This is a genomic window from Paraburkholderia lebeckiae, from assembly GCF_050436225.1.
GTDB lineage: Bacteria > Pseudomonadota > Gammaproteobacteria > Burkholderiales > Burkholderiaceae > Paraburkholderia > Paraburkholderia tuberum.
Genome location: NZ_JBNDLU010000001.1, coordinates 1,771,691 through 1,783,990 on the forward strand (window position 1 = coordinate 1,771,691; position 12,300 = coordinate 1,783,990).

Annotated in this window: 12 protein-coding genes; 3 read left to right on the plus strand and 9 right to left on the minus strand. The window is 63.0% G+C overall.

The annotated features are described in order from the left end of the window. Nucleotides 1-25 precede the first annotated feature (25 nt). The 5 genes from OKW45_RS08285 to OKW45_RS08305 all read right to left on the minus strand — a co-directional run bounded on the left by OKW45_RS08285 (nt 26) and on the right by OKW45_RS08305 (nt 5,781). Complete coding sequence (locus OKW45_RS08285; RefSeq protein ID WP_026226706.1) at nt 26-883, minus strand: HTD2 family dehydratase; 858 nt, start codon at nt 881-883, stop codon at nt 26-28. 8 nt (nt 884-891) lie between these two features. Further along, on the minus strand, nt 892-2,058 hold the full coding sequence (locus OKW45_RS08290) for a serine hydrolase domain-containing protein (RefSeq protein ID WP_429467107.1): 1,167 nt from the start codon (nt 2,056-2,058) through the stop codon (nt 892-894). 37 nt (nt 2,059-2,095) lie between these two features. Then, nucleotides 2,096-2,866, minus strand: coding sequence for an enoyl-CoA hydratase/isomerase family protein (locus OKW45_RS08295; protein ID WP_429467109.1), 771 nt, complete (start codon nt 2,864-2,866; stop codon nt 2,096-2,098). Then, entirely contained in the window at nt 2,863-4,464 is a 1,602-nt protein-coding gene (locus OKW45_RS08300; RefSeq protein WP_429467111.1) for a GMC family oxidoreductase, read from the minus strand. The genes OKW45_RS08295 and OKW45_RS08300 overlap by 4 nt, the downstream gene beginning before the upstream one ends. 72 nt (nt 4,465-4,536) lie before the next feature. Beyond that, the gene (locus tag OKW45_RS08305) at nt 4,537-5,781 is read right to left on the minus strand and encodes a cytochrome P450 (RefSeq protein ID WP_429467113.1); all 1,245 of its coding nucleotides are present in this window, start codon (nt 5,779-5,781) and stop codon (nt 4,537-4,539) included. A gap of 166 nt (nt 5,782-5,947) precedes the next feature. Between OKW45_RS08305 and OKW45_RS08310 the strand changes: the two genes are divergently transcribed. From OKW45_RS08310 to OKW45_RS08320, 3 genes are all read left to right on the plus strand, one after another. Continuing rightward, nucleotides 5,948-6,676 carry a TetR/AcrR family transcriptional regulator gene (locus OKW45_RS08310; RefSeq protein WP_429467115.1) on the plus strand — a complete coding sequence of 243 codons (729 nt, stop codon included), beginning with the start codon at nt 5,948-5,950 and terminating at the stop codon, nt 6,674-6,676. A gap of 100 nt (nt 6,677-6,776) precedes the next feature. Further along, entirely contained in the window at nt 6,777-8,030 is a 1,254-nt protein-coding gene (locus OKW45_RS08315; protein ID WP_429467117.1) for an NAD(P)/FAD-dependent oxidoreductase, read from the plus strand. Nucleotides 8,031-8,060: 30 nt separating this feature from the next. Further along, entirely contained in the window at nt 8,061-8,381 is a 321-nt protein-coding gene (locus tag OKW45_RS08320) for a 2Fe-2S iron-sulfur cluster-binding protein (RefSeq protein WP_018425488.1), read from the plus strand. 138 nt (nt 8,382-8,519) lie between these two features. Here the strand turns inward: OKW45_RS08320 and OKW45_RS08325 are convergent, their stop codons facing one another. From OKW45_RS08325 to OKW45_RS08340, 4 genes are read right to left on the minus strand one after another with little or no spacing between them, the layout of a single operon-like run. After that, on the minus strand, nt 8,520-9,098 hold the full coding sequence (locus OKW45_RS08325; RefSeq protein ID WP_429467119.1) for a nuclear transport factor 2 family protein: 579 nt from the start codon (nt 9,096-9,098) through the stop codon (nt 8,520-8,522). Next, entirely contained in the window at nt 9,095-9,928 is an 834-nt protein-coding gene (locus OKW45_RS08330) for an SDR family oxidoreductase (protein ID WP_429467121.1), read from the minus strand. Before OKW45_RS08330 ends, OKW45_RS08325 begins: the two co-directional genes overlap by 4 nt. A gap of 15 nt (nt 9,929-9,943) precedes the next feature. Continuing rightward, nucleotides 9,944-11,086, minus strand: a complete 1,143-nt coding sequence (locus OKW45_RS08335) for an acyl-CoA dehydrogenase family protein (protein ID WP_429467123.1) — start codon at nt 11,084-11,086, stop codon at nt 9,944-9,946. A 2-nt stretch (nt 11,087-11,088) separates the two neighbouring features. Further along, entirely contained in the window at nt 11,089-12,291 is a 1,203-nt protein-coding gene (locus OKW45_RS08340) for an acyl-CoA dehydrogenase family protein (RefSeq protein ID WP_429467125.1), read from the minus strand. Between the last annotated feature and the right edge of the window lie 9 nt (nt 12,292-12,300).

Here is a 12,300-nt window from a genome sequence, read left to right on the forward strand (position 1 = left end):
CCCCGCCAGCGGACCGGCTCGACGATCAGACCAGAGTAGCCGTGGCTTCCATGCGCAACGATCCGTCGCTGCCGGCGATCCACAAGCTCACCTTGCTTTGGTCCGATTCGTGTTGCTTTCCGCAAACATAGAAAGGCGAAGTGTCCACCACCGGTTTGATCGCGCGGAACGAAAACTCTCCGACGCGCGCGCCCGGCAGCTCCGATCCGAGCGAGTCCATCAGAAGCGTGGCGAGCAGCGGGCCATGCACGACGAGTCCCTCGTACCCCTCAGCGCCGATCGCGTAAGGCCGATCGTAGTGAATGCGATGACCATTCAACGTAAGCGCTGAGTAGCGAAACAGCAGCACCGGATCGGGATTGACCTCGCGTGCCCATTGAGCGCCGACGGGCGCGGCCTGCAATGCTGCGGGCTTTTCGCTGGCAGCCGGATGATCGCGATACACGATATCCTGGCGCTCGACGATCGCAAGGCCATGAGCGTCGCTGACCTCGTGCTTGACCTTCACGAACACGAGATCGCCGGTACGTCCATGCTTGTGCGCGACACTCTCGATGCGTGAAAGACGCGTGATCGTGCTACCCGCTTTCAGCGGCCGTAGAAACTCGAGTTGACTGCCCGCCCACATGCGGCGAGGCAAATCGACCGGCGGCAGAAAGCCGCCGCGTTTCGGATGACCGTCCGCCCCCACCATCGACTGGCGATGAACCGGAAGAAAATAAAGCCAGTGCCATAACGGTGGCAAGTCATCTCCACGTGCTGAAAGCGCGTCATCGTGGTCAAGCATGGCGCTGAGGGCCGCCATCGGCGTGGAGGTGACCTGGTCCCGCACTTCCTCGGTGCGCCCAGTCCATTGGTGCAAATACTCGATATCCATGCGCATCGTGCCAATCACTTCAGATCCAGTGCGTCGCGAATCGCCGCAGCGATCGGAAGCAGCGGATCTTCTTCCGGCGTGGTCGGGTTGAACAGCTTGTTATGGCAGATCGCGACGGCGAGCCCGGTATCCGGGTCCGCCCAGCCGATCGAATTGCCCTGCCCCGGATGGCACAAGGCGCGCGGTGAACGTGCCGCCGTCACCGGCGGATGGTTGCCGCCGAACCAGAAGCCACCGATCGTGATTGGAATCGGAAAGCCGAACATCACCGGGTCGGGTTCCTCGCTATTGGCGCGTGGCGTGTTCAGCGTGGCGACGAGTTCCTTCGAGAGTATCCTCACGCCGTCCAACTCGCCGCCGCATGCCAGCATTGCCCAGAAGCGAGCCTCACTGCGTGCGTTGAAGATCCCGCCAACGCCCGCCACTTCCGCGCGCCGCACGTCCGGACGCTCGAACACTTGCGGCGCCAATGCGACCTGTTGCGGCATCGAGCGCAGGAACAGCGGCGGCAGGTATTCCGCGGGAACCGGCACCATTGCATCGGTGAGACGTGCGATGCGCGGCTCGACTTCGTCGGGAATGCCGATCCACAGATCGTCGATGCCGAGTGGCATCGCAATCTCCTCCCGGACAAAACGGCCCAGCGAGCGCTTATTCGGATCGGCGCGTCGCACCAGCTCGCCAACGATCCAGCCGAACGTCATCGAGAGGTACAGCGTCTTCGTCCCCGGCTCCGCAAGCGGCTCAAGGTTGGCGATGGCGCTGGTCATCCACTGCCAGTCACACATCAGCTCCGGTGTGACGGCTTCGGGCATTTGCGGCACACACGCGCGATGAGTCAGCACATCGCGCACCGTCGTTTTCTGCTTGCCGTGGGCACCGTACTCTGGCCAGTAGCGCGTCACCGGCGCGTCGTATTCGATGAGCCCGCGGTCGGCCAGGATATGCAACGCGGTTGCAGCAACGGCCTTGGTCACCGAATACACATTGAACAGCGTTTCGCCGTCGACCAGACGGCCGGTGGACGGATCGGCCACGCCGCTCCATGCGTCGATCATCAGCTTGCCGTTCAGATAGGCCGCCACCTGCACGCCGATCTCACCGCCTTCCCGTGTGGCGCGGTCGAGCGCCTGCTGAACGATCGCGTTGCGCTCCGTTGATGCTTGCACTACCAAGGTCATATCGTGTCTCCGATTCGTGAACATTCGCGTTGACGGGCTACGTCTTGCCGGACTGCGCGGTAATACCGGCGAGCCCTTCTAGCGCGAGCCCGTAGCCCAGTTCGTCGACCATGCGGCGCTTGAACGGCTGCGTGAAGACCGCGCGCGTGTATCGCAGCGTTTCGATCGGCTTCGCCGCGAGTTCGTGCGCCATTTGCCACGCACGTTCGAGCAAGGTCTCGTGCGCGACGACTTCACCGACGACGCCAAGCTCCCACGCGCGCTGCGCCGTGATGCGCTCGCCGCTGAGAAGAAAGTAGCGGGCGCGGTTGTGGCCAATCAGCATCGGCCAGACGATCTGCACGCCGTCCGCCGGCACCACGCCGTGAACGAAGTGCGCCTGGTCCGAGATTTCGGCGCGACTGGAGGCCAGCACGATATCCGACAGCACGAGCAACTCGGCATGAATGAATGCCGGCCCATTGATCGCGCCGATCACCGGAACTGGAATGTCCAGCAGTTGCATCAGCAGGTCCTGCCCCTCGCGCTGCAGGCGCGGCCAGCCTTGCGCAAGCGGCTCCGTCGGCAACTCGGCGTAATTCATCGCGTCGCAGAACGAATCGCCGGTGCCGGTCAGGATGACTACGCGATTATCGAGGTCGCGTGCGATCTGGTAGAACGCCTCGCCTAGCTGGCTGTGAATGCTGCGATCGAGCGCGCCCCACTTGAGCGGGCCGCCATCGGTATGCAGGCGCACTTGCAAAATACCGTCGCGTCGCTCGAAGTCGATGTTCGTAAAGCGCCCGCTGTAGTCTTCAAGGCGGCTCATCGCGCGTCCTCCAGGATCAGGCCGGCGGCGCGCCATGCCATCGCCATCATGGGGCCATTCGTGTTGCCGGAGATCATTGTGGGTGTGACGGAGAGATCCATCACGCGCAGGCGTTCGACACCGCGCACGCGCAGCCGCGAATCGAGCACGGCAAGCGTGTCCGATCCCATCTTGCAGGTACCGCAAGCGTGATAGCCGGATTGGCCTTCACGCCGGTAGAGGTCGAGAATCTCGTCATCGGTCTGGACGGCGGGGCCCGGGCGTGTCTCCCCTGCCAGCAGGCTGGCAAGCGGCTCGGCGGCCAGCACGCTGCGCATGAACCGGAATGCGTTGACAGCCATCTGCCGGTCGTACGGATCGGCAAGGTAGTTCGCGACGACTTCGGGCGGCACGCGGGGGTCCGCGGACTGGATCCTGACGCGCCCTTCGCTGCGCGGGCGCAGCGGGTAGCTGAAGAGCTGCATGCCTGGGAACGACTCGAACGCGTAACCGGCCGCGCCGAAATCCATCGAGTACGGCGCCATCATCAGTTGAACATCGGGACGCATCGCATCCGCCGCAGTCTTGACGAAGCCGCCCACCTGGTACGAGCCGAGCGACATCACGCCACGGCGGAACAGCAGATACTGCATCGCGTTGCGCCATAAGCGCATGCCGCTGAACTGCCGGTTCTGCGAATCACGCCAGTGCCGCAGGCGGGCCTGCAGCATATATAGATAGTGCTCGCGCAGGTTCCGTCCGACCCCCGGACTCGCCGCCACGATAGGAATGCCAAGCGACTGCAGATGGCCGGGATCGCCAACGCCCGACAACTGCAAAAGCCGCGGCGACTCGATCGCGCCCGCCGAGAGCACGACCTCGCGACGCGCACGGTAAGCGATCTGCTGCCCCGCGCTTTCGCACTGCACGCCGACGGCGCGCGTGCCGTCAAACACGATTCGCGCGGCTTGCGTGCCGGTAGCGACTGTTAGGTTCTTGCGCGTCCTCGCGGGCTTCAGAAAGGCTTCGGCCGAGCTTTGCCGACGACCGTTGCGTATCGTATAGATCAGATAGGCCACACCCTCGTGATCGAGCCTGTTGATATCTTCCACGCGCCGCACGCCGAGCGACCGGCACGCTTCGAGTACGGCGTCGCCGATACGATTGCGCTGCGCATACGGTGACACTTTCAGCGGGCCGCCCTCTCCACGCAACTCATCGGCGCCGAGCGCGTGATCTTCGATGCGCCGGAAGCAAGGCGCCAGGTTCTGCCAGCTCCAGCCTTCGACACCCAGTTCGGCCCATCCGTCGTAGTCTTCGGGATGACCTCGCATATACACCATGCCGTTGATGCTGCTGGAACCGCCGAGCATCTTGCCGCGAAGCCAGATTTCGTTGCGATGCCCGTTGCCTTGATCGGGCTGCACCGGAATGAACCAGGCATGAGCTGGGTCGCCCAGCAGCTTGCCAAAGCCTTTTGGCATCCGGATCAGCGGATTGCGATCTTCCGGACCTGCCTCGATGAGTAGCACGGTATGGTGCCCGCTCTCCGAAAGACGATTAGCTAGCACGCAACCCGCCGCACCCGCGCCAATCACGATAAAGTCAAACTCGGTCATCTATGCGTTCTCCACCGTCCGTGCCTTGTCGGCCAGCCCCATCCACAGCACGCGAGGCCGGCGTTGTTCCTGTTAGCCGAAGATGACGGGAATCGAATGCGGAACCCGCATCATGATCCCGTTGATCTGTGGAGCTGGCGCGGCCGGATCGAGCCGAAGATTGGGCAAGCGATCGAGAATCGCGTTGAGCGCGCGCGTCATTTCCACGCGCGCCAGGTGCTGGCCGATGCACACGTGCGGGCCATAGGCGAATGCAAAGTGCCGGTGACCAGCCTTGCGATAGATATCGAACCTGTCCGGATCGGCGAAACGGCTGGGGTCGCGATTGGCGCTGCCCGCCACCACGTCGAGAAATGCGCCGGCAGGAATCTCGACACCGCCGAGCGTGACATCACGCGTCGCCATACGCGACTGCATCAGCACGGGGCCGTCCCAGCGCAGAGCCTCTTCGATCGCCGCCGCGACCAGCGTGCGATCCTGGCGCACCGCTTCGAGCTGTACCGGATCGCGCAGCAATGCGAGCAACAGTACGCTGGTCGCGCGATAGGTCGTGTCGCCGCCCGCATTCACCAACTGGCGAAGAAACGAAATGACGACCTCGTCCGGTAGCCGCTCACCGTCGACCTCCGCGGTGGCCAGCGAGCTCACCAGATCGTCACCGGGATTACTGCGGCGCTCGTCGACGAGCCGCGCGAAATAGGTGCCCAGCTTCGTCGATGCCTCCACGCCATGCTCGACATCGATCGAAACCAGCGTCTGTGCGATTGCGAGCTTGTGAAAGATCTTCACATCTTCCGGCGGCAATGCCAGTTGCCGATAGATGATGTTGAACGGGTAGTGAAGCGTGAACTCGTTGACGAGATCCGCATGTCCGCGATCCATGAACTTCGACATCAGCTCGCTCACCACTGGGTCGACCAGCGTATCGCCCCATGCCGCGACGGTGTGCGGCAAAAAGGCCTTCTGGAAGATGCGGCGGTAGCGCGGGTGCTCGGGCGCATCCATCGTCGAGATACTGCGCCCGAAGCTGATGCCGAGATTGCGCTCGTAAGACTTGTTTGAAAACACTGCCGGGTCGCCAAGCACCTTCGAGACTTCGTCGTATCCGAATACGGAATAGTGCGCGACATCGGACATAGTCAGGTCCGCTGCGCCGCCCATCAGCACACGGTAGTCACCGTGCTGAACCGCAGCTTTTTTCCGCAGTTCCGCAATGCGTGGATAAGGGTCCGCATCGGCACCGTAAGCGAGTGAATCCTCGAAAAAGGGGTTGAACTTAGGATCGTCAAAGTCCTCGAGTCGCAGCGCGCCGGCCATGGTTCCTGTCTCCGTTAATCGTTTGTTTGCAGGCACCTCTGCCTTTGCGCGAGGTACCAATAGTTGAACTATGTTCTATTTTGCACAAGTGTGCAAGATCGATTTATCATTCGCGGAAGGGGATGTTGCGCGCTTTCTGGCTCGCGCCCGCCATCAAAGGGAAACCATGCCGTCCAGCACCACGCACGCCGCCAGCAGACGGGCGACTGCCATCAATGAGCCGCGTGCCACGGCGCGCAGCACGACGCCCGCGCGCATTCTCGATACGGCCGAGCGGCTGTTCGCGATGCACGGCTACTTCGGCACGTCGATTCGCGACATCATGCAGAGCTGCGGCATGGAGCTGAGCCTCGCGCGATACCACTTCGGCAGCAAAGACGCGCTGTTTCAGCAGGCGATCGGCCGCCGCGCAGCGGTGATCAGCCGGCAGGTCATCGAATCGCTCGAGGCCGAACTGGCACCGCTGCAAGGCAAGCGTCCCGACGTGGAAGCAATCGTGACCGCACTTTCCGCACCAGCCTTCGCGCATCTGAAGAGCGGCGATCCGGGGTGGCGAAATTACTTGCGCCTGCTAACCCAGATTGGCTGTCTTCTGGAGCGCCCCGATCTCACGGCGCCGTTTTATGACCAATACGCGCCTGCGGCCGCGCGCTACCGTGACGCCTTCGCCAAGGCACTTCCCCGCGTCACGCGAGAGACCGTCGAACTGGTGCAGCATTTCGTCGAGTCCGTGTTTCATCTGGTGCTCAACGAGCTGTACGCGCAGGAAGCGCGCTCCGGAGCCAAGGCACTCACGACAGCACATATCGAGCGCATGCGCACCTATCTGATTCGTTTCGCGGTGGGCGGCATCGAGGCGATGGTCAGCTCCGCCTCGGCCCAACGGGGTTCATGAGCATTGACAGTCGCAGCGACCGTCGTTCACAATTTAGAACATTATTCAGACTTACTGTGGCCGCAGCGAGCCTGCGGCCGTGCGAGATGGAGTTAGCCTCATGACAGCTGGAGACGCAGAGAACATCGCGCTGATCGTCGGGGCGGGTCACGCAGCGGGAGAATGCTCGACCGCGATCCGCGAACAGGGATGGACGGGACGCATCGTGATGGTGGGAGAAGAACCGCATTTGCCCTACCAACGGCCACCGCTCTCCAAGGCATTCCTGTCGGGCGAATCGACCGCCGAGCAGCTGTACCTGAAACCGCTGTCGACGTACGACAACGCGCGTGTCGAGTTCATCCCGAACACGCGCGCGCAGCGCATCGACCGTGACGCGAAACGGGTCACGTTGTCCAACGGCAGCGAAATCAGCTATACGAAACTGGTTCTGGCCACCGGCGGCCGCGCGCGGCGCCTCGCGTTGCCGCGTATCGAAGCGATCGAGAAGCTGCAGAATTTTCACTACCTTCGCACGCTCGATCACGTCGCGCGCATTCGAAACCAGTTTCATGCCGGCTCGCGCCTCGTGATCATCGGCGGTGGATATGTCGGGCTGGAAGTGGCCGCGGTAGCCGTGAAGCGCGGCTTGCGCGTCACCGTGCTCGAGGCGTTGCCGCGCGTCCTCGCGCGGGTCACGGCTCCCGAGCTTTCCAGGTTCTACGAGGAAGTTCACCGCGAAGCCGGGGTCGAGATCCGCACCAACGCGATCGTGAGTGGGTTCGAACTCGACGCATCCGGCGACGCCGTTGCCGCCGTGTGCTGCGCGGACGGCACGCGCGTCGCCGCGGATCTCGTCATCGTCGGCGTGGGACTGGAGCCCGCCACCGAACTCGCGCAAGCGGCCGGCCTTGCTGTCGACAACGGCATCATGGTCGACGAACACACGCGCACGTCCGACCCGGATATTTTTGCGGTCGGGGATTGCACCAACCACCCCAACCCTTCCCTTGGACGCCGCCTGCGTCTCGAGTCCGTCCCTAACGCGCTGGAGCAGGCCCGCACCGCCGCTGCGTCGTTGTGCGGCAAGGAGCGTGTCTACAACAGCGTGCCGTGGTTCTGGTCCGACCAATACGATCTGAAGCTCAAGATGGTCGGCTTGTCCCTCGGCTACGACGAGTTTGTCCTGCGCGGCGATCCCAAAGCCCGCTCTTTCTCGGCGTTTTATCTCAAGGACGGCGTCATGCTCGCAGCCGATACGGTCAGCCGTATACCCGAATTCGTGCTGGCCAAGCGTTTCGTTGCCGAGAAAATTCCGGTCCGCGCCGCCGATCTCGCCGACGAATCGATCCCGTTGAAAAGTCTGCTTCCCTAGTCCAATTCATTTTTCAGAGGTTCAGAAGCCATGCCGCTCATTCGATTTATCCAGCCGGACGGCAGCGAGGCCGCCGTAAGCGCCAACGTTGGCGACTCAGTCATGCAAACAGCGGTGAACAATCAGATCCCAGGCATTCTCGGCGATTGCGGCGGCAGCTGCAGTTGCGCAACCTGTCACGCGTATATCGACGACACCTGGAGCAGCCACATGCCAGCGGCGGAATCCTATGAAGTCGACATGCTCACCTGCGCGATGGACGTGCGCGAAAACAGCCGTCTGACATGCCAGATCTTCATGACGCCGGAACTGGACGGGCTGGTGGTGCGTCTGCCCGCTCTGACGGCGTAAGCGCGAGGAGCACGGAGGCCTGCCGCACGACGCCGATCACCACGATGCGGAAGTTTGCGCGGACCTCACTCCTTGCATTCCTCGCCAGTCCCACGAATGGCTACGTGGTGCGGCCAGGAGCCGAAGACGAGACCGCGCTTACGGCGCTTTCGTCAATGCGTCGATCGCGTGCTGTTCGCTGTTGCTCCAGAACGCCGCCCACGTCGGAAATCCTTGCGGAAGACGCGGCTGATACCGATCGCCTTCATACTTGCCGGGCCAGTTCTGCAAGCGCGGCGCACCGGGGCGAGCGAGCCAGTCCGTCGAATACCAATGCTGTTCGTCGCGACGCTCGAAGCACCATTGCCCGTCGCGCCGCACATAGTGATCGAAGTAGCAGATCGCCATCACCACCCACGCTCCGTTGTCCTCGTGCTCCGCGCGACAATAGACGCTTCCCGTCGCATGGTCGGCATCGATGAAATCGACGACGTGGCCGCATATCTGGTGAATGCTGCGATAAAAGCCGCGCAGAACATGCTCGGACCCGTAGAACGTCTTCAATGCCGCGCGCCCTACGCCCCATCGGCCGCAATCGACGTCTTCGGCGAACAGTTGCACCAGGCTGTCCAGATCGCGCGAATCGACCGCGAGCGCGTATCGGACGGGCAACTGTTGGATGGCGAGCTGCGCCTCAATGCGCTCGACACGCGCGAGCAGCGCTGAATCTGTCGTCATGCTTTCCCCTTCCTAGCGTTGGCCATCGCGGCCGGGCGCGCGCGGATTTCGTCGGCATAGTAAGGCTGGTGTGAAAGAAGTCCGCCATCGACGTTGAACACCTGGCCCGTGACGAACGCCGCCTCATCCGAAGCGAGATACACCACCGCGTGTGCAATGTCTTCGGGCTGCCCGAGGCGAGGCGTGAGATGGTGGCTCAGCATCATCTCTCCGGTCTCCCCCGCGTAGTACGCCTGGGTCGCCGGCGTGACGATCAGGCCGGGAGCGATCGCGTTGCAGCGTATCCCCTCCTTGCCGTGCTGCGCGGCGACGTAGCGCGTCAGCGCCTCGATACCGGCCTTGCAAACACCGTACGCGCTGTACCCCAGCGCGCCCGCCTGAGCGGCACCGGAAGAGGTATTGATAATCGAACCGCCGCCTCGTGCGCGCATCAGCGGCAGCGCGCACCGCGAGGCCAGCATGGTGCCGCGAAGATTGATGCGCATCGTGTCGTCCCAGACGCCGACGTCGAGTGCCTCGACTGCCGCATCGACCGTACTGGAAAGCGATGTGGCCGCGGCGTTGTTATGCAGGATATCGAGCCCGCCCCAGGTCTTGAGCGTCAGATCGAACAATGCATCGATCGAACTTTCGTCGCCGATATCGACCTGCACCGGGACCGCGTGCCCCCCCGCTTCGTTAATACGACGAACCTGTTCCTGCGCGCCTTCGAGATTCAGGTCCGCCACGACGAGCAAGGCGCCCTCCTGCGCGAGCATGGCGGCACAGGCAGCGCCGATACCGGATGCGGCCCCGGTCACGATGGCAATCTTTTGCTTCACGCGTTGCATGATCTGCTCCCTGTCTCAGGCCGTTACCGGTGTCCGGCCGCGTGCTGCAACGCGGTCGAGATGAAAGTCGATATCGCCGAACATCTTCTCCATCATCGTCATCTTGCGGAAGTAGTGCCCTACTGGATATTCCTCGGTGAGCCCCATGCCACCGTGCAACTGGATGCCCTGCGCGCAAACGAAGCGATTGGCGCGCGCGGCAACGGCTTTGGCCGCAGAGATGACGCGGCTGCGTTCGGCCGCCGGGCCGTTCAGGTGCGCGATCCCGCAGTACAGCATCGAACGCGCCTCCTGCGTGGCGACGAACATCTCAGCCATGCGATGCTGCAACGCCTGGAACTTGCCGATAGGTTGGCCGAACTGCGAGCGTCCCTTGATGTACTCCGAGGTGATCGCCATCACGGCTTCCATCATGCCAAGGCTCTCGGCCACGCTCGCGAGACTGGCGAGTTCCGTTGCCTGCGTGAGCACCTGCAGCGAGCGTTCAGGTCCGACGATCAATGCATCGTCACTGAGTTCGACGTTGTGCAGGTCGATATCCGCGGCACGCGATCCATCGAGCAAGCGGTATGACCGGCACGTCACGCCCGCGGCCCGGCGATCGACAAGAAAAACGCCCACGCCTTGCGACGCGCCTTCGACTCGCGCCGTCACGAGCAGTTGGTCCGCCGACGCGCCGGCGATCACCAGCGTCTTCGCGCCGCTGATCACGTAACTCGAGGCGCTCCTTAGCGCGTGCGTTTGCGCGTGGCATCCCACCTTGTACCGGCTGCCCGCTTCGCTGTCCGCGAGCGACAGCAGCAGCGTGCCGTCGATGACAGCGGGCAGCAGCGTCTCACGCTGGCGCCGCGCATCGCCTCGGTCGATGATCGTGGCGCAAAGCAGCGCCGTCTGCACGACCGGCTCGAGCGCCATACCGCGGCCGAGCGCCTCCATCACGATCGCCGTTTCAACGAACGAGCACCCGAGACCGCCGACGTCTTCCGGCATCGTCAGCCCGAGCCAGCCAAGTTCGGCATAGGCGCGCCAATGTTCGCGGCTGAAACCCTCTCGCCCCGATGCGATGCGCGTGCGCGCCTCGAATCCATACTCCTGCTGAACGTAGCGCTCTGCGCCGTCCTTCAGCATCAATTGTTCTTCGGAGAAGTTGAAGTCCATGGCTACAGTCCAAATGCCAGCTTGGCAATGATGTTCTTCTGCACTTCGCGCGCGCCGCCATAGATCGTGGATGCGCGAGCGATCAGATAGCCCGACGTGCGGCCGCCCATGTAATCCGGCCAATTTTTGTCGACGGCCAGATCACCCTGCGGCTCGCCGTGGTCGTCGAAACGCATCGCGCGGGGACCGAGTGCGTCCATTTGCAGCTGCGTCACGCGCTGTTGCATCTCCGACCCGCTGATCTTCAGCGCAGAGACGACCGCATCGAGATTGCGCTCGCTCCTCTCTTCCGCAAGGATGCGGAGCACCGACCATTCGAGCGCCATCAGGTCCGCTTCGACCTCCGCGACCTTGCGCGCGAACCCCGGTGTATCGATGAGCCGCACGCCGTCCTCCCGCTCCTGCTCCGCGATGTCTTTCGCGCGCTGCAGCTCGCGTTTGTTGAAGTACAGGAACGCGCTCGCCGTGCGCTCCTTCTCGAGGAGGTACTTCGCATAGGTCCATCCCATGCCGGCCTCGCCCACGAGATGCGACTTCGGCACACGCACGTTTTCGAGGAACACTTCATTCAGGCCCTTGCCGCCCTCGATCGAAACGATCGGACGCACCGTGATGCCCGGGGTGTCCATGTTGACCAGCAGGAAGGAAATGCCTCGTTGCGGCTTGACGCTCGTATCGGTCTTGACGAGGAAGAAGCCCCAATCGGCGATCGTTGCGTCGCTGGTCCAGATCTTCTGGCCGTTGATCACGTACTCGTCCCCGTCGAGCACGGCCGTGGTCTTCAGTCCGGCCAGATCCGAGCCCGCGTTCGGCTCCGAAAACCCCTGGCACCAGAACTCGTCGCCGCGCAGAATAGGCCCGAGAAAACGCTCCCTCTGCCAGTCCGAACCGAACGCGATGATGACGGGCGCCACCATCTGCGTCGACTGCCACCCATAGTCCATGGCATCGGCGTTGTACAGCTCTTCCATGAAGATATGCTTGCGAAGCGCGCTCCAGCCGGTGCCGCCATGTTCGACGGGCCAATGGGGCGCACCCCAGCCGCGCTCGTACAGAATGCGCTGCCATCTGCGGATGTCATCGCGCGCAGGCGGATGCACGCCGACCCGCCAGCGGCGTGAAATGTCGGCCGGCGCATGCTCACTGAAAAACGTTTTGACTTCCCGACGAAATGATTCGTCTTCCTCGCTATAGCCGAAATGCATGCCTGACTC